Below are 22,653 nucleotides of genomic sequence, written 5' to 3'. Positions count from 1 at the left end.
GGTTTAGCCTTCGCGGCGCTTAACCGCGAATGAGGTGTCGGAAGGCCCGCACTCAGCGGGCCATTTTCTTGCCCAATGTCTTACGCGCAGCTCGGGCCTTTTCCGTTGCTTCTGCGTGGTGGCCGCTGGTGCCGGTTAATGTGCAGCACCAGAAACCTGTGCGCCCGCTTCTGCTCGCGACGCGACCTTTGTGCGCACCGGCTTGGGCCGCGCGGCATCCGCGGGTTTCGCGCTCAGCCTGTCATCTGATTTCTTCCGCACCGCCTCAGACAGAAGACTCGCGGCACGTTTGGCGGTGATGCGGCTATGGGGCACGTCCTTCGCATCAAGCGCGATCACCTGGTACAGTTCACGGTCGCATTCAATCTCGCGCTCGTACCCCTCGCCAGTTTCGACAAGCAGTTCCAGCAACGCCTGTTGGCTTTGCCGTTCCTCTCTTGTCATGCAGGGAGTCCTGCGTATTGAGGCCGCAAGCGTAACCAGCCGCTTAAGCTGATCCAATTGCCGGTTGCATAAATCGAAAGCTGAGAGCGCGAGTTTCTCGTACTGAAGCGCATCAACGGGCGCGCGTGAGGGTGCTTGAGGGGTCTTGGTAGATTTGCTCATGGTGCGATTTCCGGTTCGTTCCTGAATCGCCCGACACTCGCTGAAAGATGGGGTGAGCGGGCACGTGGCGAGGTTGACAGACTGGGTAACGAAACGAAACCAGCGGGCCTTGCGGCCCCCTCACCACGACCCGCCCATAGAAAAGGCGCGCGTGTTGAAGGGCACTACCCACTTTCGCAGGTAGTGCGTTTCGTTACGACGGGCTGTCAAACCCGCGCCGTTTTGTCTAACGGCAGGAACAATCTAACGCACCTATTTTTTAAGACGATCAACCAAACAGGCTAAACGCGCGAATTATAACTAATCTTTACATTTGGCCTGCCGCGTACCCTGTACTGATTTTCATGCAGCGCACTCAAGCGCTCGATCATCCTTCAACACGCTACGCGGTCTGCCGTATCAAGCCACTACAAACTCACCCGCGCTAACCCTCCGCTGCGTAGCCGCAGCCCCACCTCGCCTACCTGCAAGAGAAGAATCCCCGCTCCCCGTCTGAAACACAGCCACCGCCGAAGTCAACCTGCGAGCCTGGTCCTCCAGCGAACTAGCAGCCGCAGCAGCCTGCTCAACCAGCGCGGCATTCTGCTGCGTCACCTCATCCATCTGCGCAACAGCCAGGTTAACCTGATCGATCCCGGTGCTCTGCTCAAGCGCCGCCGCCGCGATCTCACCCATGATCGAACTCACACGCGAAATCGAATTGACGATCTCGGTCATCGTCGACCCCGAGCGTTCGACCAACTGCGACCCTGCCTGCACTCGCGCCGTCGAAGCATCGATCAACCCCTTGATCTCCTTCGCCGCCGCCGCGCTTCGCTGTGCCAACGACCGCACTTCGCTCGCCACCACCGCAAACCCACGTCCTTGTTCGCCTGCACGCGCCGCCTCGACCGCCGCATTCAACGCGAGAATATTGGTCTGGAAAGCAATGCCTTCGATCACGCCGACAATATCGGCAATCCGCCGCGAGTCGTCGACGATGCCATGCATCGTGCCCACCACCTGCTCCGTCAGATCGCCACCCTGTGCAGCGAGACTCGACGCACCCTGCGCCAGCGAGCTCGCCTGCTTCGCGTTGTCCGCGGTCTGTTTGACCGTCGAGGTCAGCTCTTCGATGCTCGCCGCCGTTTCTTCGAGCGATGCGGCCTGCTCTTCGGTACGCTGCGACAGGTCGGTATTGCCCGCGGCAATCTCGCTCACGCCCGTATCGATCGATTCCGTGCCGTGACGCACGGCATTCACCGTCTCGATCAGCGAGTCCTGCATCTTGCGCAACGCCGCGGCGAGACGGCCCATTTCGTTATTGCTCGTCACGTCGATCTGGCTGGTCAGATCGCCATTGGCAATCCGCTGGAACTGCGCGATGGTCGCATCGACCGGGCTAACAATCGCCCGCACCATCACCGCCCGCCCAATCAAGGCACCCAGCAGCGACAGCCCCATGCCGACCGCCACAGCAATGCAGATTGCGTAGAACAGATCCTGTGCGTCCTGATAACGCTGCGCACCGTGATCGATTTGCAATTGCTCGAGCGTGAGCATCGCCTTCTCGTACGCGCTGTAGAGCGACGGCAGCTTGTGCGCCTGCAACTGCTCGAATGCGTTTTTGTCACCCGCCTTGAGCGCGGCCAGCGCCGGCTCGACACCGTCGTGCAGGAAGGTATCGCGCTTATCCTGCATGTCCTTGATCAGGCGCTGTTCGTCGGCATCCGTGCTCGCGCGGCTCACATAATGGGCGAGGCGATCATTCGAGGCTTTCTGATACTGATCAAAGCGCTTGAGCACCGCGTTGGCGCCGTCCTGATCGTTCAGGTCGACCAACGACGCGTAAGTCGCCAGCGCCAGACGCAGGCGTAGCAACTGTCCAGCGCTACCTTCGAGGTCGGCGACTGCAGGCGTGTCTACGGTGTACATCTGCTGCAGCGACGCGTTGCTCGAACGCAACGACAGCAGTCCGGCGGCGGCGCCGAACAGCAGCACCAGGCCGAAGAACACGATCATCAGGGTAAGGCAGGTTCGAATCGACAAATTTTTCAACATCGGGCTGGTCTCCATTGGGCTGCCTGACCGAATGTTCAGAAAACTCCCCTCGGCCACGCGTGCTGCGCCCAAGCCCATCCGGCCAGGTCCGCAACCTTTGATCAAAATTTAAGCGAATGCCACATAGATGGTCTACGGCGGGATTACAAAAAACTTTATGGTTGATGGCGCATACAGTTGCGATACATCAACATACGAGCGGAAGTCGGCCGCTGTTTGGGCAGGGGCATTTGCGGGACTACCCGGGTGGCCGGCAGGCGGTGGTTGGTAGAAAGTGACGAGGCACGCGTCTCCGGAGCATTTCTATGTCAGAAATAGGCTCGGCCCTGCTGGTTTTCGCTTTATTGCTTGTCGGAACCGGCCTAGGCGTCTGGGTGCGACCGTTGCTGCCAGAAGAGCACAAGGCTCACGAAACCGTGCAACTCATCCAGCTGGTTATCGGCATGCTGGTGACGTTTGCCGCTTTAGTGCTCGGGTTGATGACGGCGTCCGCGAAATCCAGTTTCGATACCGAATCGAATGATTTGCGCACCTATGCGGCCGACCTGATCGAGTTCGACACCACCTTGCGGGAATACGGCAGCGATACCGATGAGGCCCGCAACCTGCTGCGGGTGTACACCGCAGCGGCGATTGCATCGACATGGCCTGGCGAGCCGGCTCCAGCCGGCGACTATCCGAGGAACATCGGCACACAGGACAACTCGCAGAAACTGGAGAACGTGAGGCTCGGCGACATGCTGACCGCGGTGGGAAGGCAGTTGCGGCAACTGCGAGCGCACGACCCGTTGCAACAGCGCGCGCTCAATGATGCCTTGACGCAATATCGGCGAACGGTGGATGCCCGCTGGAAAATCATCGAGGAAGCGCACAGCTCGATTTCTATGCCTTTTTTGATGACGCTGACGTTCTGGTTGTGCGTGATTTTTCTTAGCTTCGGATTGATCGCGCCGCGCAATGCGTTGGCTTTGGTCACGATCTCGCTTGGGGCAGTTTCTATTGCTTCCGCTATCTACGTGATCGTCGATCTGGATACGCCGTTTTCCGGGCCGATTGTCGTTTCCAGTTCGCCGATGAGAGATGCGTTGGAGCATCTCAGGCGTTGAGGGGTATTTGGCTTTGACGCCAGCCTTTCCTTCTCCCGCATGCCGGCGCTGTCCTGAATGACCCTAAATCACAATCCCTCCACGGCATCCGGTATCGCGCGACACCTTCCACGGTAAGGTGTCCGCCGTGCGGACACCCACCATCTAAGTCGTCGAACCGCATGCGCCCCGCGCACTGCAGGGCGATGCCTTTGAGGCATCGCGGCGGCCATCAATCGGCATTGGCGTAAATCGTACCGATTTCCGATAGTACGGACATCGCAGCGTCGTGCGCATCCGCCGCCGCGCAATATGCCAACAGCAAGGAGACGATTGATGGCAACCGACCGTTCGCGCATTTCGACGGATATCGATTTCGAGCAGGAAGGTTTTCAGACCGGTACGTTGCGCGTACCGCATTCGGTGGACCGCTCTGCCTATGGGCACATCCCGATCCCGATCGCCGTGCTGAAGCGTGGTGACGGCCCAACGGCGCTCCTCACCGGCGGCAATCATGGCGATGAATACGAAGGCCCGATCGCGCTGATGAAACTGCTGCAACGCATGCCGTCGATGAACATCAACGGCCGCCTAATTGTTGTGCCGGGTCTGAACTTCCCCGCGTTCCTCGCCGGGCGCCGGACTTCGCCAATAGACGCCGCGAACATGAACCGGATTTTCCCGGGTCGTCGCGATGGGTCCATCACGGAGATGATTGCGCACTACGTGGACACCGAGCTGTTTCCACGCGCTGATTTCGTCTTCGACATTCACGCTGGCGGTGCGTCCTTCGACCATTTGCCGACGCTGCTGGTGGCACCACCGGCCGACCCGGAACGACGCAGCGAATATCGGCGGATCGTCGACGCCTTTGCCGCGCCCAACGCGATGGTGATGGATCTGCTCGGTGAGGACCGCACGTATGGCGCAGCCATCGAGCGGCATGGAAAGCTGTTTCTGTGCGGCGAATTCGGCGGTTACGCGACCTGCAATCCGCAAGGCCTGGCGATCGTGGAGGAAGGTTTGCAGCGCGTGCTCGCGGCACTCGGCATCTGCGTCAACGCGCCGCTACCGACACCGCGCTACGACACGCACTGGCTGCAGGTCGACGGTGAACGGCATTACGTCTTTGCATCCACACGAGGAATCTTCGAACCGGCATTCAAGCTCGGCGACCGTGTGAGCGCCGGTGACCTTGCCGGGCGTGTCTTCGATCCGCACGCGCCGTGGGCGGCGCCCGTCCAACTGAGGTTTCGCAGCGCGGGCGTGGTGGTCGTCGTGCGTTCGTTCGCGAGTGTCGAGCCGGGCGACTGCGTCGCACTCGTGGCAACCGACGCCAAAGCGCTATGAACCAGGAGAAGGTCATGTCCGCAATCCCCCTGACGGAAAGCGTCGACGCGCGCGATGCGCTATACCGCAAGATCACGTGGCGCTTACTGCCGTTCCTGACGTTGTGCTACATGCTCGCGTACCTCGACCGCATCAACATCGGCTTTGCGAAGCTGCAGATGCAGAACCAGCTCGCGTTCTCTGACGCGGCTTATGGCGTCGCCGCGGGCATCTTCTTTATTGGCTATGTGCTGTTCGAGATTCCCAGCAATCTGCTGCTGCCGAAAATCGGCGCACGCAAGACCTTTTCGCGCATCATGATTCTCTGGGGCCTCACCTCCGCGTCGATGCTGTTCGTCCGGGACGTTCACACGTTCTATGCACTGCGCTTTCTACTCGGCGTTTTCGAGGCGGGCTTCGCACCGGGAATGGTGCTGTACCTGACTTACTGGTACGCGCCATCCCGCACCGCCCGCGCGATGGCGGTCGTAATGTGGGCTGGACCGATCGGCGGCGTTCTCGGCGGACCGTTGTCGAGCTGGGCAATGACGACACTCGCAGGCGCGCACGGCCTCGAAGGCTGGCAGTGGATGTTCATCGTCGAGGGACTGCCGTGCTGTGTGCTCGGCGTGATCGCGTTTTTCTACCTTGATGATCGTCCGCAGCAGGCAAAGTGGCTTTCCGATGAGGAGAACGCGTTGCTTCGCGCTGATCTCGACGCGCAAGGCGTCGACCGTGCGGCGAGCGACGCGCGGCATCACTCATTGCGAGCGACTGTCTCCGACCCACGCGTGCTCACGCTTGCGTTCAGCAATTTTTGCGTGATCGCGGGGATCTATACGGTGAGTTTCTGGCTGCCCACGATTCTGAAGACCGCGGGGGTCGCGGGTACGATGGCGATTGGACTGTGGTCGTCGATTCCCTACGTCGCAGCGATTGCCGCGATGGGTTGGCTCTGCCTCAGCTCCGACCGTCACGCCGAACGCCGCCGCCATAGCGCATTCGCCAGTATCGTGGGAGCCATCGCGCTTGCAATCGCAGGACTGTATTCGAACAGGCTCGGTATCGCGCTGCCGGCAATCACGCTTGCCACTGCCATGCTTTGGGGTTCCTACACGGTTCTATGGGCACTGCCTGCGGGGTACCTGGGCACGAAAGCCGCAGCCGGTGGGATTGCGTTCATCAACATTTGCGGCGCACTCGGCGGCTTTGCCAGTCCGATCATCATCGGTTACGTCAAGACATTGACCGGCGGCATGCAGGCGGGCATGTTGACGATCGTCACGATCGCACTCGCCGGTGCGCTCGCGATGCTCCTGAATCCAATCGAATCATCAGCGGAGACACATCATGCTTGAACAATCGACGACCTACAGCGTTGGCGACGCATCGATCACTCGTGTGACCGAGCAACATTTTCAGTTGAAGGCCGCCACGCTGTTCGCCGATTTCGACGCCGCCGTGATTCAGGAACATCGTGCGTGGCTCGCTGACGGGCAAATCGATGCAGCCGCGGAAAACTTGCTCCTGAACGTCAACACCTGGGTGGTGCGAGTCGGCGGCAAAGTCATTCTGATCGACACGGCAAGCGGCAACCATAAGGACCGGCCATTTAGCGCGCTCTTCCACCAGCTGAATACCCCGTACATCGAGCGGCTGGCGCGTGCAGGGGTTACACCCGAAGAGGTCGATTTCGTGCTGCTCACGCACCTGCACGTGGACCACGTGGGCTGGAATACCCGGCTCGACAACGGCCGCTGGGTGCCGACGTTTCCCAACGCGCGCTATGTGTTCTCAGGCGCCGAGCGGCAGTTCTTCGACACGCCGGCCGGCGAAAGCCGGCGCATGGTTTTCGATGACAGCTTGCTGCCGGTGATCGAAGCCGGACTCGCCGACGAAATCGGTCCGCAAGGCGGCGAATATCTGCCGGGCATCCGCTTTCATCCGACAGCGGGGCACAGCGCCGGGCACATGTCGATCGAAATCGAGTCCGCCGGCGCACACGCACTCTTTAGCGGCGATGTGTGGCATCACCCGATCCAGGTCTATCGTCCGGCGTGGAGTTCCGTGTTCTGCGCGGATAAGACTTACGCAAATGTCTCGCGACGGTGGGTACTCGACCGGGCGGTCGAAACGGATGCGACGGTGTTCACGCCGCATTTTGCCGGGACATCGGCGGGTGTTGTCGCGCAAGACAACGGCGGCTTCACGTGGCGTTTCTTGTGAACCGGTGATTCATTCCGGTAGGACCGTACCGGTGGCATGCAGATCTTTTCGCATGACGTGGGCTGCGCCTATCGTCGTTTAACGGCCATCACGCTCAGCGTCGCTCGCACCGGGGTGCAGCATCGCATCGAGAACACGAAGCAATCGCTGCAGCGCTGCGTTGGGATTGCTCTCAAGGTAGGCGAACGCCAGCGGCATCTGGACCGACAGGTCGGTGAAGCCCAGGAATTGCGCGCGCGCCGGCGGCCGCCCGAGATTCGCCGCATTGACGATTGCAGCGCCGATGCCGGCCGAAACGAGCGACAGGATCGCGGCCTCGGTACGCACTTCCTGCACAACATTGAGGGTCAACCCGGCTTCGCTGCACGCGCTGACCAGCATGTCGTAGTAAGCCGGGTAGGTTTGCCGCGGGAAGCAGACTACGGGTCGGCCATTCAGGTCGCGCGCGGAAATCGGCTGGTCTTCCGGAAGGCCCCAGCTTCGCGGCACCGCTGCCACCACGTCGCTAATGGCGAGAGGCAGCACACGCAACGTTCGCGGAAGCTCACCGTAGGTGTAGATAAAACCGCCGTCGAGTGTTCCGTTCAGGATCTCGGCAATCTGTTCGGGCGTATTCATCGGCGCCAGATGAATGCTCACCCCAGGTGCTTCACGCTGGAAGTTGTTGAATGCATCAGGCACAAGGCCGTCCCAACTTGCATTCTCGACCGCTCCCAGGCGTAAGGTGCCCTGGAGTCCCGATGCAACGAGCTTGACGGCGCGCGTGGCGGACTCGAGGATATTGAGCGACTTGCGAACTTCACGCAGAAACAGTTCGCCCGCGACGGTGAGCTTGACGCCCTGCGGGGTTCGGTCGAAAAGCCGCGCCCCCAGCATCTGTTCAAGGTCATGGATCTGGCGAGTAATCGCTGGCTGCGTGACGTTGATGCGCTCGGCGGCCAAGCGGAAGCTCTGATTTTCGGCGACCGCCGCGAAATACCTGAGGTGTCGTAGTTCCATGCTTGTCTCCTCTGTAGCCGTGATGGTCCGCTATTTTCATCGCGCAGTTTGGGGGCAGACGGCTATATGTTTGTGCGGCAAGTCGCGGGGATTTTACTGTCGCTCCCACCTTCCACCTGTCCCAGGCTGGTCGTCACATCTGGCCTGCGTGCCTTTGGCCAGTCTGCATTTGCACACAAACAACGCGCAGGGCAAAAAAATAGCCCCGATCTCTTTCTCCAAATCTTTCATCGTAAGGAGAAGTCGGAGCCTACGTTTCATCAGTGATTGATGTTCCTCCTGGTACGGTTCTTTTCCGTAATCACGTAAAGATTTCGGGACCAGTGGCTGCTAGCAAACATTTGGTGGCACCGTCGCTGGAGAAATGTAAAGTTCTACCGGTAGGCGGACCAGTTCGACGTAGGTATCGAGATGTGGCATTCAGCTGCCTCGAAGCAGCAGAGGACAGCCCTGTCACTGGGACATCCTTCCGATTTCCTGTTTCACTTCTTGTACAGTCGTCAACTGGCACGCATTCGCTGCACCGTGACTCTTGTAACCGATGATGGGGTTGAGGAGCGTTCGTCCGTGTCACGGAATAGCCCTCATAAATGCCTGAACATGTATGAGCATGTAGTGGAGGAAGTCGTCAAAGTGATTGACGGTAAGTCTGATCGGCTCGCCCACATCATATCGAATCGCATAGGCTATCAGTCGCGTCCGTACCCTCTCATTTGGCACCTTTCCAGCCGAATGGACGAAGCAATTCCGAACTTCAATGATCGAGGTAAGTTTCACCAAGACTTCGTCGTAATTCAACACGGAGTCGAGGCCTAACATGCGATGTAGCTTGCGTATCTGCTTGATTGTCTTGTTGCCCATTAAGATCGGCGCATTTGATAGCGTCGGGTAGGTTGCCTCCACTTCGGGCTCGTTGTGTACGGAAACTCCGTATGTCCGGGACACTGAATCGAACAGGACTTCGAATGCAGTACAAAGCTGAATCGTCGCAAACCTCAGAGATAGCTGACCGTAGTAGCCTGTCCTAACGCTTTGATCCAGGTCGCCCACGTTCCGGATGGTCGTGAAGTAGCCGTCAAAATCGTTCGATAGTCCAATCTCGATATCGGACCCAAGTCCTTCGAGATCCAGTGCCTCAAGCAGTCTAGAGCCTGCATAATGAGTTGCTACGCCCAAAACAAAGTCCCTATAGGTGCTGTAGGCAGGCGCAACTTCCTCATTGCGTATCGAAACGTTCCAATCCATGTTCTAGTTCATCGAAATAGAGCCACGCAGGTGCTGAAAGCGTGATTGCGTTACCTACACCACACGATACGCCCGTCCCGGACATAAAAGTGTGACCTGCAGCCCTTGTTCAGCCAGACAGATGGGATAAGCGTGGGCCGCATGTCACGAGTAACTGCAATATCCCATCTCGGTTTCGCTTCCTTGATAAGAAGCAGCTCCACCCTCTCGTTGCACCCGCACGGGCAACGGAACCCAACACACCAGTCTTCGTCGTCTTCGCGTGCCAACACTAGGTCAAACAGGGGTAGCTTTCGCGGCAAGCTGTCGCCCTCAGTAATGCGCACGCGCCGACGCCGGATAAAAAAGGCAAGCGCGCGTCGGCGAAGTTCGCTGAGCTTTATCATCATGTTCCTATCGTTTGCGTCCGCAGAGCGGGCAGTCCGAGAAGAGGCTCTTTAGCACCACGCGCAAGCGTGCCATTCAGATTGTGGCTGAATGCGGATTCCCGGAGGAAATCCTCCTCACCCGCGGCAATGCTGAATTCGGTGCGCGCGAAATTTTCGTTGCTGTCGTGTCGGAACGGAAATGCTCGCGCGAGGAATTCCAAAACACAAGCCGACGCAGCGCGCATGTTCAGGCTGATGACCGCCGGCGCCTCTTCTGCCACGCCCTTGAGGTAGCCAGCCCGAAGTTCTTCGCCATGGTCATCGGGAGCCACGGTCCGGAGATACTCTGCCCTGAGCGATTCGGGCGTATAGACCTTACGGTCCGCCAGCGTTGGTCCGCCCGGACGGACATAGTCGATGCGTCCACAGGCATCGGCGATTGCTGCGCCGCCCGGCGTTCGTCGAGTCGGTATCGACACGCCAACATCAAGCAACGGAATCAGAAATGCGGAGCTGACAAGGTCGGCTATATTCCGCGCTTCGAGCGTATCAACGCACGAAAAGATCACGTCGCACTGACTCGCGGCTACTACCGCTCCTCGGGCCGAAATCCGCTCCGGTACGCTACGGGCCACCCCCGGGCCACGATATGTTGCGATTGCGTCGGCGAATGCGAATACCTTCAGTTCCCCGGATGTGGCTCCAGCAAGGGTCGAGTTCAGGATGCGGTTCAGGTTGTGCGGTTCCAGCCTGTCGAAATCGATTAGCACGATCTCGTGAAACCCAAGCCGCGCCACCTGCTCAGCGACGATGGAGCCCGTGCCGGAAACGCCAACGACACAAGCGGAGAGGCGCCCCAACTCGTGCGTCATTGCCGTGGTGAAAGCGAGCGGTCGGCTTGAGGGTAAGCCATTGCTCCACCAGTAGCGAAGGTCGTGACCAGGGACGGCAACCAGCTCAATGTCCTGCATTGCCAGATCGGCGTCGTAGGTCCTCGCGAGCACGGCCCCACTGGGCACCATGATCGCGCTGCCGTGTGGGCCGTCCAACGCCGCGAACAGGCCCCGCATTGTGACAGCATCACTCGCGTCGTCTGCGGATGAAAATTCATACAATCCGGCGGGATGCGAGTGAATCAGAAGCAAGGAGTCTCCGTCAGCGTCGGCTCGATCGATCGCATCCTCAATCGACTTCCCCGGCCAGACTAGCCGGTCTGCCTCCCGTTTGCAGGCCGCGTGGGGTACCAGCAACACTTCACGCACCAGCAGGCGCATGCGAGGTCCCGGCGTTCTGGAGCAAACGAGAATTGCCGCAGCCTCCAGCCCGTCGCCCGGAAACAGATGCCGCTGTACCTCCGCGTGGGTTTCGGCCGTAAAGGTCAGGCTCGCGGGCGCCGTCACTGCGCCACCTCTTTTGCGAGGGCTGATTCGACCAGAGCAAGGTGCGTCACAACGTTGTCGGTTTCGGGACGCCAGGGTGCTGCGCCGCCGCGGTGCCGGGACCAGCGCTGATACGTCTTGCCGTCGATTTGCACGGTCGCCTCGGTTGCCGCGATCACCTGTCTCGAGACGAGCGCGATCGCCGGGTGCGCGTAAAACATATCAATTTGCGCCTGTGGATAATTCGACGGCACCTCCAGTGCGAGAGTGATCCGTTGCGTCGTATATCCCGACGGTACCGCGAAATTATGAATCAGTAGCCACCGGCGCTGATCATCGAGCCGGGTCTCCCAAGACGCGTAGTGCCGGTTGAGAAACTCCTCGTCCGATTCGAGCAGCGCAAAGTCGAACCGCGGGTTGATGGACGAATCTCCATTGCTCACGTCCCGCGGCGTCAATCGGAGCTTTTCGATTCCCGGTCGCCGGAGATCAATTACAGTATCGAGTTGAACCTCTTCCTTCGGCTGGCCGACTACCTTGAGGTAGATGTGCCAGGCTTGCTTGATGTCAAAGCCGGCCTTTTCCATCGCATCGCGAACCGTGATCTCTGGCACGTGGAGGTCGAGTCGCACCCCCTGTACGTTCAGGATCCAGGTCGCGAGTCGCCCCACGAATGCCTCGATCCCAGCGGCGCCCAAGTCCACCAGCTCCGTATTGCCCAGCTCTCGATCCGGACCGTCCGCCCGCTCGAAGTGCACAGTCTTCTCGGGCGCGATTCCGCCGAGCTTGCGCACCTGCGCTCCCGAGATTACCGGACTCGGCCATTCATAACGAACTCCGTCAATCGTCAGGAAATACAGCCGGTCGCTCACGACGACGATGAATTGACGCCCGTCGCGGCGAAGATCAACGACTTCATCGGGACGTACGTCCTCCAACTCCCCGTTGCTCAGCAGGAGAAGCACCGCGGCACCCTCCGACGGCTTGAAGCCTGCCGCCGCCGCAATCTGGGCGCCAGTGGGTGTTTTGTCCCCAGCATTGACTCGTCGAAACACGAAGTCCAGCCCCGATACCTGGATAAACCCCTCCTCGACGAGGCCATGCAGTTGCACGGCAGCTAGCGTGACGGGGTTTCCAGGAAGCTCACCATGGAAATTTTCAGTCATTTTTGGCTCCTTTATAAGCCGTAATTGATGTGTTAATGAACTATAACACCTTATTTTTTGGTGCGCAAAGATGGGGTGTGGACGTATTTTTTGAGGTAAAAGTATTGACTTTTAGTTGTGGAAAACCTACATTTCAGGCAATGAGGGGGTGTTTTGCCCCCTCCACTCACCCACCTCCCACCTCCCACCAAAAAAGGAAATCACATGAACTCGCCGGCACGAGCCGCTTCTGGCACCAAAAAGACACTGACGTTGGTGTTGAACGATACGGAGATGGAAGTGCTTGAATCTCTGTCCAACGCCCGCTCGCTGAGCAAGGTCGCGGTACTACGTCAGGCGTTGCGCCTGTATCAGACCGTAGATGTGCGTCAGCAGCGAGGGGAGAAGCTTTTCTTCGAAAATGAGAAAAGCAAAGAAAAAGCTGAACTAATGCTTCTGTGAGTTTTTTATGGTCATCCTTCAGAACCGTCTGACCGGCAAGGAAGAGCTGGCACAGGTCGTCACACCAATCGAGCAATTCGACGTGAACTGCTATCTGGCGGACTGGAAACCGGTTTTGGATGCAGAGATCGATAACCTTAAACGCACAGGACAGTACACACGGCAAGGCGTGGCACGACGCAACGTCGAAGATGCCCACTGGTTGTGGGCGGAGAAGGTCCAGGATCGGGCCAGACAGTTGCAGTGGAACTCGCACGCACTTCGTTGTGGCGGCAAGACGCAAGGACTGATGTTTGTTGACATGCTCCGCCTCTGCAGGCTGCCGTCGCAGCAGAACATGCACATGGTTTACATCGACCTTGTGTCTACTGCGCCGTGGAACCGACCAGGACTCACTGCGCACCCTGTTTATCGCGGAGTAGGGAATGTTCTTGTCACTGAGGCAATCTTGCACAGCGTAGATGAAGGATTTGGCGGACGCATTGGTCTGCACGCGCTCCCCCGAGCCGAGAGCTTCTATCGCGACCAGTGGAAGATGGTATGCCTCGGGCCAGATCCCCAATACAGCAGCCTGCCCTACTACGAGCTGACCACGGAGCGCGCCACCGAGTTCCTACGCCCTTGACGGGCCAACTGAACCGGAGATTGATATGGCAAACAGAATTCGTCCTAGCACGGACTGGTACCGTCGAAAGGTCCTTTCGATGGAAGATGGCGACTATCTCATTGGTCCCGCCTTTGATCCGGAAATTGAGGCGCAACCGCACGAAGACAGTGCAAACCCTGTACTGGCGTTCGGCTCGCTTCTGCGACTGGAACGTCGCGGCCGTCAGTTGACTGTTGCGGAACTTGCGAGGGCTATCGACGTGGACGAGGCGGAAATCCGGAGCATTGAACATGACCCCAACTACCGTGCACGACCGCGCACTATACTTAGCATAGCAGAGCATTTTGATCTGCCGCCCAAGACAGTGATGAAACTCGCGGGCGCAGCAGCTTCGAATGACGACGGATTTGTCGAGAAAGCCATGCGTTTCGCGGCGCATTCGGACGACCTTGGCAGCCTGACCAAAGAAGAAAAGCAATTGCTCAAGAAGTTTGTCGAGTATTTGAGAGAAAACAGCTAGGAGGCATCGTGAAGGAGTTGGTGGGGGCACGAGAACAGCGCGACATAGAACAACTCGTCGCGAAAATATTACGAGACCTCGGCAATCCGGAGCCTCCCTTACATCTTGGCCAGGTGAGAGATCTGCTCTCGCTTGATCTCAAATACTATTCGACGACCGACGTCGGCCCGTTGGCGGAAATCTCCCACAGGTTGAAAGTTGCAGGCAAACAACTCGTGGAGCGCCCCGGGCTTCTCCTGGACGTAGTCAAGAAAGCAAAGCTGAGCGGCCTCTGGTTACCGGACGATCGGCGCATCTTCATTGACAGTGAATTGCCTCCGCCAAAGCATCGCTGGATCGAAGCGCATGAGATCACGCATAGCTTTGTTCCGTGGCACCGCGAGTTCCTGCTTGGCGACGACGAATTGACGCTAGATCCTGCGTGTCACGCGGTGATCGAGGCCGAGGCCAATTTCGGCGCGGGCCGACTGATCTTTTTCGGGAACAAGTTTGCTGGCGATGCGCGCGACTGCGATCCGACCTTCAAAAGCATCAAGCGTCTGCAAGGCCATTACGGAAACACGTTGACGTCAACGTTCTGGCGGTTTGTGGAGGACCGCGACGCGGAAGTCCCCGCGTTCGGCCTGATCAGCCGGCATCCGCATTACGCTGACATCGGCTCCAGTTCTTCCGGTGATCCTGTACATCGATTCGTTGCTTCCACCGCATTTCACGCACGATTTCCAGACATCAAGCCGCTGGATGTCTATACCCTCGTCGCGCGCAACGCGTCCTGGAGCCGGAAAGGACCTGTCGTTGACGGAATCGATACTTTGACGGACGCTACAGGCGCGCCCGTCAGGTTCGTTCTCGACGGTTTTTGTAATTCGTATCAGGTCCTCACGTACGGACGTTGTGTCTGATTTGCTGACGCGAAATGCAACTCAAGATCAAATCGCTGCTACTGTAACTTTGAGGCTTTCATGCTGCATGTAGTTCTTGATACCAACATCCTCCACCAAGAAGGTCTTTATTCAACGAACATGCGCCTGCTCCAACGGCTTGCGGAGTCTGGCGAGGTTCAGATCCATATACCAGAATTCGTCAAACGGGAATTCCTTACAAAGAAGGAAGAGCAGGCACTCGAACATGCCGAAGCAGCCTCGAGGGCGCTTGCGGCTCTTGGCAAGAGAGTCGGCAACAGAGCGGAATTTGGGCAGCAGGTTGCCGAAGCACTCGACGCAGTCGCAGCGCTCGAGGCCCGCATTGTGACCGTGCTTGAAGATGACTTCCAGTCGTGGGTAGACGCCACACGTTCAGATCTACCGCCGTTTGATCCGGCTTCGATCACGGCAGTCTTTGACGGATACTTCACGGGATCAGGCCCATACCGTAAAGCCAAGTGTCGCGAGGACATCCCGGACGCCGTCATAAGCACGGTCATCGAAAGGTTAGCCGCGCTACACCCAGGTCTTTATGTCGTTGTCAGAGACAGCGTGCTGCAGGAACACCTCAGTACGATCGAGAACGTAATCTCAAAAGACGACCTCGCGACATTCCTTGCGTCGGCTGAGGTTCAGCAAAGTGTCAACCGAATCGATGCGGAGTTGACAAACGTCGAACTCGGCAAGGCATTCATGAGATCCGACCGCTTTCTGTCGACTGTGTCCGCCCAACTCCGCCTTGCGAACGACGCACTTGAACATGTGTATCTCGAAGACGACGGCGTAACAGGAGCATCCCGGCTTGAGATGAACAGCTTTGGGGCAAATGTGAATACGCCAAGCCCTGTCGACATCGGGGAAATTGCATACGGAGATCCCGTTTATCTCAAGGACGGGAAGTTCTCGTTGCCCACAACGTTTAATACGACGGCCAGCATCCACTTTTGCGCATCGTACAGCGATTACATTCAACTCAAGCCGCCCCGTAGCGAAACAGTGGAAGACTGGAGCATGAACGGAGATGGTATCTGCGATCTGACGGAGATTCGGCGAGTGTCTCTGACAGGGACTATTGAACTAGAACTGGATCTTTCGGCCGTCGACAAGCTGGGCGAACTCCTACCTCAGCTCGCCTTCCGTGCTGATTCATTGGAGCTGGAGATCTCGTCGGCGGAAATTCTCTGATGCATCAATAGTGCTCGCCGGTTTTATCCTCTCGGCAGGACCGAAGCGCCTTCGCCACGTCCTAGTGGCACGGCGAACGAAGGTTGCATGCGATCGCCGCCCGATGCAAGACCGTGACCACGTGAAATCCGGTATGCATCGGCTTCTCCCTGATGCTTCCGATTCAACGTAGGCAATGTTTACGACTTTTTCGTGGCAGCCTCCGGCGAAGGCTACCCGTTCGGGCCGTCAGCCTACAACCTTGACGATAAGTGAGGAACAAAAGATCGCCGGCAGCCGCGGCATCCCTTCCGCAAATGTTGCGGGTCAGGGAACGCCCTAAATCCCAAATATAAAAAGAAAACCCCGCCATAAGGCGGGGCTGATCTTTACATTTCGGGATTACGGGAGGTCAGAACGGAATATCGTCATCCATCTCATCAAACCCACCGCCGGCCGGCGCGCTCGGACGGCTCGAACCGCCGCCACCGCTACCACCACGCGAAGCGCCACCACCCGAAACCGCGCGACCACCGCCACCGCCGCTACGCTCCGACGGCTCACCGCGGCTATAACCGCCTTCATCGCCACCACCACCGCCCGACGAACCGCCACGGCCACCCAGCATTTGCATCTGCTCGGCGACGATTTCGGTCGAGTAACGGTCGGTGCCGTCCTGAGCCTGCCACTTGCGGGTGCGGATGCGCCCTTCCAGGTACACCGACGAACCCTTCTTCAGATATTCGTTCACGATTTCAGCAAGCCGGCCGAAGAACACCACACGGTGCCATTCAGTTGCTTCCTTCATTTCGCCGGACGTCTTGTCCTTGTACCGATCCGTTGTCGCAAGGCGGATGTTCGCCAGTGCGTCGCCGCTCGGAAGATAACGAACTTCCGGATCGGCTCCGAGATTGCCGACGAGAATGACCTTGTTCACGGATGCCATGAGTTTCTCCTGTTGATTCTGTTACGGGCGGCGCGGCAACACACGATTCACGTCTCAAGCCAGCGGGCCAGAGACCGGAACTGCGCCTCAGCCCGCCGCCGGGTGAGTTCTGAGTAAGCCTTTTTACGCCTTGCGCGGCGGCTGTTTCATCTGTGCGGCGATTATAAGCCAGCAAAAGACCAAGCCCGAGCAGGTAAAGAACACAGCGCTCTGACCATCCACTTTCAGCAGCCAGCCGCCGACCACCCCGCCCAGCGCAAGACCAATCGACTGCGTGGTGTTGTACACGCCCGCCGCCGCCCCCTTGCGGGTTCCCGGGGCCAGTTTCGACACCAGCGAAGGCTGCGACGCTTCAAGAATATTGAAGCCCAAAAAGTAAACAAAGAGGATGGCCGCCACAGTCAGAATCGTATGCGGTGCGACGCCCAACAACAACTGTCCGATCAGGATAAGACCGATTGCGGAAAGGAGCACGATTTTCATTTTTCCGCGCTTTTCCGCGGCGATGATCGCCGGGACCATCATCACGAAAGATAGGCCCATCACCGGCAAATACACCTTCCAGTGCGACGCGACCGGCAGGCCGCCGGCTTCGAGAATACGCGGCACGACGAGAAACAACGCGGTTTGCGTGGCGTGCAGCACGAGCACGCCAAAATTCAGGCGCAGCAGCTCGACGTTATGCAGCACCTCGGCGAACGGCGCACGCACGTGCACGGGTTTGGGCGCATCCGGGACGACCCACAGCACGAGACCAATCGCCAGAATCGAGAAAATGCCGACCAGCGTGAACAGGCCGCTCATGCCGACCCACTGGAACACGATCGGCGCACCGACAATCGCCACCGCGAACGAAACGCCAATACTGCCGCCAACCATCGCCATCGCCTTGGTGCGATGCTCTTCGGAGGTCAGGTCGGCGATAAACGCGATCACCGCGGACGACACCGCGCCCATACCCTGAATCACCCGCCCGACAATGATCCACGTCATGTCGTGCGCGCCCGCCGCGACGAAGCTGCCAAGCGCGAAAATCAGGAGACCGGTCGCAATGACCGGTTTGCGGCCGACTTTGTCGGAGATCCAGCCATAGAAGATGTACAGCATCGACTGCGTCACGCCGTACGCACCCAGCGCGATCCCCACCAGCAGCACGTTGTCGCCGCCGGGGATGGTCTTCGCGTAGATCGAGAACACCGGCATGATCATGAAGAGACCGAGCATGCGCAGCGCGAAGATGGCGGCAAGCGACACGGTCGCGCGCATTTCAGGCGCGCTCATGCGTGAGGATGTGGCGGACGGATTGGACATCGGGAACGTTCTTTGAATGAGCGGGGCGGCAAACATACGGCGCGGCATTCGGGCCGGCGGCCTTGCCAGACGCTCGTCCGGCGCCTCGCGGCGCCTTGTACTCGCGAAAAATGGCCCCAGTTAGGCCTCTTTCCCGCGGCGCTGGACCGCAGCCTTACAGCTTGCCTTGCACCTTCTTCGGGCTGTCAGGAAGCCGTAACGGCGGTCTTGAAAAGTCGTTATAGTAGCAGGTTTAGCCTCCTCCTCTTTCCGCCAGGTCACGGGCCAAGTCTTGGAATAACGCGTGGAACAAATCCGTATCCGTGGGGCTCGCACCCACAACCTGAAGAACGTCAATCTCGACCTCCCACGTCACAAGCTCGTCGTGATTACGGGCCTATCCGGCTCGGGTAAATCGTCGCTGGCGTTCGACACGCTCTATGCGGAAGGACAGCGCCGCTACGTCGAAAGTCTCTCCGCTTACGCCCGCCAGTTCCTGCAATTGATGGAAAAGCCGGACGTCGACCTGATCGAAGGCCTCTCGCCGGCGATCTCGATCGAACAGAAGGCGACCTCGCACAATCCGCGTTCCACGGTCGGCACCGTCACCGAAATTCACGACTATCTGCGGCTATTGTTCGCCCGGGTCGGCACGCCGTACTGTCCGGACCACGAAATTCCGCTGGAAGCGCAAAGCGTCTCGCAGATGGTCGACGCGGCGCTCGCGCTGCCGGAAGAGACCAAGCTGATGATCCTCGCGCCGGTGGTGGCGAACCGCAAAGGCGAACACGTCGAGCTTTTCGAAGAGATGCAGGCGCAGGGCTTCATCCGTTTTCGCGTGCGTTCGGGCGGCGGCACGGCCAACGAAGGCGTCGCGAAGATCTATGAAGTCGACTCGCTGCCCAAGCTCAAGAAAAACGACAAGCACACGATCGACGTCGTCGTAGATCGGTTGAAAGTGCGCGGCGATATGAAGCAGCGCCTCGCCGAATCGTTCGAAACGGCACTGCGTCTCGCCGACGGCCGCGCGATCGCGCTCGAAATGGATACGGACAAGGAGCATCTGTTCAGCTCGAAGTTCGCCTGCCCGATCTGCTCGTATTCGCTGCAGGAACTGGAGCCGCGCCTCTTCTCGTTCAACAACCCGATGGGCGCGTGCCCGGAGTGCGACGGCCTCGGCCAGATCACCTTCTTCGATCCGAAGCGGGTTGTCGCGCATCCGTCGCTGTCGCTGGCAGCGGGCGCGGTGAAGGGCTGGGACCGGCGTAATCAGTTTTACTTCCAGATGCTGCAGAGTCTCGCGGCGTTCTACGAGTTCGACATCGACACGGCCGTCGAAGACCTGCCCGAGAAAGTCCGCAAGATTCTGCTGTTCGGTTCGGGCAAGCAGGAGATTCCGTTCTCATACATCAACGAGCGCGGCCGCACTTCCGTGCGCGAGCATGTGTTCGAAGGGATCATCCCGAACCTGGAGCGGCGTTATCGCGAGACCGATTCGGTTGCGGTACGTGAAGAGCTCGCCAAGTATCAGAACAACCAGCCCTGCCCCGCTTGCGCCGGCACGCGGCTGCGTCGGGAAGCGCGTTTCGTGCGGATCGGCTCGAACAGCGACGCGCGCGGCATCTTCGAAATCAGCGGCTGGCCGTTGCGCGACGCGCTCGGCTATTTCCAGACCTTGCGGCTCGAGGGTTCGAAACGCGAAATCGCCGACAAGGTCGTCAAGGAAATCGTCGCGCGACTCATGTTCCTGAATAACGTCGGGCTCGACTACCTGTCGCTCGAGCGCAGCGCGGAAACGCTGTCGGGCGGTGAAGCGCAGCGGATTCGCCTCGCCTCGCAGATCGGTTCGGGTTTGACGGGTGTGATGTACGTGCTGGACGAGCCGTCGATCGGTCTGCATCAGCGCGACAACGATCGCCTGATCGCCACGCTCAAGCATTTGCGCGACCTGGGCAACTCGGTGATCGTCGTCGAGCACGATGAAGACATGATTCGCATGGCCGACTATGTGGTCGACATGGGGCCGGGCGCGGGCGAACACGGCGGCATGGTGATCGCCGAAGGCACGCCCAAGCAGGTCGAGGCGAACGCGGCATCGATGACCGGGCAGTACATGTCCGGCGCCCGCAACATCGAATTCCCGGACGAGCGCAAGGAACCGGACGAGCGCCGTCTGCGCATCGTCGAGGCATACGGCAACAATCTGCAGCACGTCTCGCTCGATCTGCCGGTCGGTTTGCTGACCTGTGTGACCGGCGTGTCCGGTTCGGGCAAGTCCACGCTGATCAACGACACGCTGTACCACGCTGTCGCGCATCACCTGTATGGCTCGTCCACCGAGCCGGCGCCGTACGAATCGATCGAAGGTCTGGAGCACTTCGACAAGGTCATCAACGTCGACCAGTCGCCGATCGGCCGCACGCCGCGCTCGAATCCGGCCACGTACACGGGCTTGTTCACGCCGATCCGCGAACTGTTCGCGGGCGTGCCCGCGGCGAAAGAACGCGGCTACGAAGCAGGCCGCTTCTCGTTCAACGTGAAGGGCGGCCGCTGCGAATCCTGCCAGGGCGACGGCGTGCTGAAGGTGGAAATGCACTTTTTGCCGGACGTCTACGTTCCCTGCGACGTCTGTCACGGCAAGCGCTACAACCGCGAAACGCTGGACGTCCAGTACAAAGGCAAGAACATCAGCGAAGTGCTCGACATGACGGTGGAGAATGCCTACGAGTTCTTCAAGCCGGTGCCGGTCGTCGCGCGCAAGCTGAAAACCTTGCTGGACGTGGGTCTCGGCTATATCCGGCTGGGCCAGTCGGCCACCACTCTGTCGGGCGGCGAGGCACAGCGCGTCAAACTTTCGTTGGAACTGAGCAAGCGCGACACGGGTCGCACGCTATACATCCTGGACGAGCCGACCACCGGTCTGCACTTTCACGACATCGCATTGCTGCTGGAAGTCATTCATCGTTTGCGAGACCAGGGTAATACCGTCGTGATCATCGAGCATAATCTCGATGTAATAAAGACCGCCGACTGGGTCATCGATCTCGGCCCCGAAGGCGGAGCCGGCGGCGGTCAGATCATTGCGCAAGGCACGCCGGAGCAGGTTGCCAAGTCGAAGGCAAGTTTTACCGGTAAGTATCTGGCGCCTCTGCTGAAACGCATTGCCAGTAGAAAGTAACGCTGCACAACACGGGTTGGAGACTGAATAAGCCATGGCCAAGCGGAATCAGGCGAGCGACGACGGGCAAGTGCGGGACCTACGCCCACGCCCGGTCAGGCTGACTAGCGACATGAGCCTGCCGAAGCTGTCGGCGGTCGAAATCGGCAGTTACGTGCTGATGCTGATCGGAATGTGGGCGGTCATCGAACTGAAGCTGCTCGGCGCCTTGCTCGCCGGGCTGCTCGTGTTTCAACTCGTGCACACCATCGCGCCGCGCATCGAACGGCATATGTCGAGTCAGCGCGCGCGCTGGCTCGCGGTGGTAATCCTCTCGGCCGTGATAGTCGGTGCATTGACGGGGCTGACGCTCGGCATCATCGAACATTTCGAGAACGACGTGCCGAGCGTGCAGAAACTGCTCGACCAGGCGATGCAGCTAATCGACCAGGCGCGCGGCCGGATTCCGCAATTCGTCGCCAACTATCTGCCGGTCGATACCGACCAGATGAAGGCCAAGGCGGCCGAGCTGATGCAGACGCACGCGAACATGCTGCAGCAAAGCGGCAAGACCGCGGCGCGCGGCTTCACGCACATTCTGATCGGCATGATCATCGGCGCGATCATCGCGGTCGGAGCGCAGAAGCATATGCAGCGGCTGCCGCTCTCCACGGCGTTTGTCACGCGCGTGACACGTTTCGCCGACGCCTTCCGCCGCATCGTGTTCGCTCAGGTGAAGATTTCCGCGATCAATGCGGTCTTCACCGGCATCTTCCTGCTGGTGGTCCTGCCGATCTTTCACGACACGCTGCCGCTCTCCAAAACGCTGGTGCTGGTGACGTTTATCGTCGGCTTGCTGCCGGTGATCGGCAATCTGATCTCGAACACGATCATCGTCGCGGTGGCGCTCTCGGTGAGTTTTCCTGCTGCGATCATGTCGTTGGTATTCCTGATCCTGATTCACAAGCTGGAGTACTTCCTGAACGCGCGCATTGTCGGAGGGCAGATCGAGGCGCGCGCCTGGGAACTGCTGATCGCGATGCTCGTGATGGAAGCCGCGTTCGGCATTCCTGGCGTGGTGGCGGCGCCGATCTTCTATGCGTATATCAAGCGGGAATTGATTTATCTGCGGCTGGTGTGAGCGGGTAGCAGCAAGCGGAAA

General features: G+C 59.1%; 20 protein-coding genes. 11 read left to right on the top strand and 9 right to left on the bottom strand.

Translation table 11 applies throughout. The annotated features are described in order from the left end of the window. Positions 1-135 precede the first annotated feature (135 nt). Together M0D68_RS23275 and M0D68_RS23270 are read right to left on the bottom strand one after the other, a co-directional pair. Positions 136-606, bottom strand: a complete 471-nt coding sequence (locus M0D68_RS23275) for a hypothetical protein (RefSeq protein WP_093643620.1) — start codon at positions 604-606, stop codon at positions 136-138. Positions 607-1,005: 399 nt separating this feature from the next. Further along, complete coding sequence (locus tag M0D68_RS23270; protein WP_266225462.1) at positions 1,006-2,646, bottom strand: methyl-accepting chemotaxis protein; 1,641 nt, start codon at positions 2,644-2,646, stop codon at positions 1,006-1,008. A 305-nt stretch (positions 2,647-2,951) separates the two neighbouring features. Between M0D68_RS23270 and M0D68_RS23265 the strand changes: the two genes are divergently transcribed. The 4 genes from M0D68_RS23265 (at position 2,952) to M0D68_RS23250 (ending at position 7,286) form a co-directional block, all read left to right on the top strand. Then, a complete protein-coding gene (locus tag M0D68_RS23265; RefSeq protein ID WP_266225460.1) occupies positions 2,952-3,752 on the top strand; it encodes a hypothetical protein in 801 nt (266 codons plus the stop codon). Between the two features lie 315 nt (positions 3,753-4,067). Further along, on the top strand, positions 4,068-5,081 hold the full coding sequence (locus tag M0D68_RS23260; protein WP_266225459.1) for a succinylglutamate desuccinylase/aspartoacylase family protein: 1,014 nt from the start codon (positions 4,068-4,070) through the stop codon (positions 5,079-5,081). A gap of 14 nt (positions 5,082-5,095) precedes the next feature. After that, positions 5,096-6,418, top strand: a complete 1,323-nt coding sequence (locus M0D68_RS23255) for an MFS transporter (protein ID WP_266225457.1) — start codon at positions 5,096-5,098, stop codon at positions 6,416-6,418. After that, on the top strand, positions 6,411-7,286 hold the full coding sequence (locus tag M0D68_RS23250) for an MBL fold metallo-hydrolase (RefSeq protein WP_093643631.1): 876 nt from the start codon (positions 6,411-6,413) through the stop codon (positions 7,284-7,286). Before M0D68_RS23255 ends, M0D68_RS23250 begins: the two co-directional genes overlap by 8 nt. A gap of 78 nt (positions 7,287-7,364) precedes the next feature. On the opposite strand, the gene M0D68_RS23245 is transcribed toward M0D68_RS23250, so the two are convergent. The 5 genes from M0D68_RS23245 to M0D68_RS23225 form a co-directional block, all read right to left on the bottom strand. Continuing rightward, complete coding sequence (locus tag M0D68_RS23245) at positions 7,365-8,285, bottom strand: LysR family transcriptional regulator (protein WP_266225456.1); 921 nt, start codon at positions 8,283-8,285, stop codon at positions 7,365-7,367. A gap of 570 nt (positions 8,286-8,855) precedes the next feature. Further along, positions 8,856-9,530 (bottom strand): hypothetical protein, encoded by a 675-nt coding sequence (locus M0D68_RS23240; RefSeq protein ID WP_266225454.1) that lies wholly within the window; start codon positions 9,528-9,530, stop codon positions 8,856-8,858. A 50-nt stretch (positions 9,531-9,580) separates the two neighbouring features. Continuing rightward, entirely contained in the window at positions 9,581-9,916 is a 336-nt protein-coding gene (locus tag M0D68_RS23235) for a DUF6527 family protein (RefSeq protein ID WP_266225480.1), read from the bottom strand. Beyond that, entirely contained in the window at positions 9,916-11,298 is a 1,383-nt protein-coding gene (locus M0D68_RS23230; RefSeq protein WP_266225452.1) for a ThiF family adenylyltransferase, read from the bottom strand. The genes M0D68_RS23235 and M0D68_RS23230 overlap by 1 nt, the downstream gene beginning before the upstream one ends. Further along, positions 11,295-12,443: a multiubiquitin domain-containing protein gene (locus tag M0D68_RS23225; RefSeq protein ID WP_266225451.1), complete on the bottom strand. Its 1,149-nt coding sequence runs from the start codon at positions 12,441-12,443 to the stop codon at positions 11,295-11,297. The genes M0D68_RS23230 and M0D68_RS23225 overlap by 4 nt, the downstream gene beginning before the upstream one ends. Positions 12,444-12,647: 204 nt before the next feature. Between M0D68_RS23225 and M0D68_RS23220 the strand changes: the two genes are divergently transcribed. Genes M0D68_RS23220 through M0D68_RS23200 form a run of 5 tightly spaced genes read left to right on the top strand, consistent with a single transcriptional unit; the run spans position 12,648 to position 16,119 of the window. Continuing rightward, positions 12,648-12,884 carry a transcriptional regulator gene (locus M0D68_RS23220; protein WP_266225450.1) on the top strand — a complete coding sequence of 79 codons (237 nt, stop codon included), beginning with the start codon at positions 12,648-12,650 and terminating at the stop codon, positions 12,882-12,884. Between the two features lie 7 nt (positions 12,885-12,891). After that, complete coding sequence (locus M0D68_RS23215) at positions 12,892-13,509, top strand: GNAT family N-acetyltransferase (protein ID WP_266225448.1); 618 nt, start codon at positions 12,892-12,894, stop codon at positions 13,507-13,509. Between the two features lie 25 nt (positions 13,510-13,534). Next, positions 13,535-14,011 (top strand): helix-turn-helix transcriptional regulator, encoded by a 477-nt coding sequence (locus M0D68_RS23210; RefSeq protein WP_266225446.1) that lies wholly within the window; start codon positions 13,535-13,537, stop codon positions 14,009-14,011. 8 nt (positions 14,012-14,019) lie between these two features. Further along, entirely contained in the window at positions 14,020-14,913 is an 894-nt protein-coding gene (locus M0D68_RS23205) for an ImmA/IrrE family metallo-endopeptidase (protein ID WP_266225444.1), read from the top strand. 60 nt (positions 14,914-14,973) lie between these two features. Further along, positions 14,974-16,119, top strand: coding sequence for a PIN domain-containing protein (locus tag M0D68_RS23200; protein ID WP_266225442.1), 1,146 nt, complete (start codon positions 14,974-14,976; stop codon positions 16,117-16,119). Between the two features lie 391 nt (positions 16,120-16,510). Here the strand turns inward: M0D68_RS23200 and M0D68_RS23195 are convergent, their stop codons facing one another. Together M0D68_RS23195 and M0D68_RS23190 are read right to left on the bottom strand one after the other, a co-directional pair. Beyond that, positions 16,511-17,044, bottom strand: a complete 534-nt coding sequence (locus M0D68_RS23195) for a single-stranded DNA-binding protein (RefSeq protein WP_266225441.1) — start codon at positions 17,042-17,044, stop codon at positions 16,511-16,513. 123 nt (positions 17,045-17,167) lie between these two features. Beyond that, the gene (locus M0D68_RS23190) at positions 17,168-18,355 is read right to left on the bottom strand and encodes an MFS transporter (RefSeq protein ID WP_211706581.1); all 1,188 of its coding nucleotides are present in this window, start codon (positions 18,353-18,355) and stop codon (positions 17,168-17,170) included. A 283-nt stretch (positions 18,356-18,638) separates the two neighbouring features. On the opposite strand from M0D68_RS23190, the gene uvrA reads away from it, so the two are divergent. Next, positions 18,639-21,512 carry an excinuclease ABC subunit UvrA gene (gene uvrA, locus M0D68_RS23185; RefSeq protein ID WP_093643659.1) on the top strand — a complete coding sequence of 958 codons (2,874 nt, stop codon included), beginning with the start codon at positions 18,639-18,641 and terminating at the stop codon, positions 21,510-21,512. 34 nt (positions 21,513-21,546) lie between these two features. After that, positions 21,547-22,632 carry an AI-2E family transporter gene (locus M0D68_RS23180; RefSeq protein WP_093643661.1) on the top strand — a complete coding sequence of 362 codons (1,086 nt, stop codon included), beginning with the start codon at positions 21,547-21,549 and terminating at the stop codon, positions 22,630-22,632. Positions 22,633-22,653 lie beyond the last annotated feature (21 nt).

Source organism: Paraburkholderia sp. SEWSISQ10-3 4, assembly GCF_030464785.1.
GTDB lineage: Bacteria > Pseudomonadota > Gammaproteobacteria > Burkholderiales > Burkholderiaceae > Paraburkholderia > Paraburkholderia aspalathi.
This window is presented reverse-complemented; position numbering and strand designations above follow the sequence as displayed.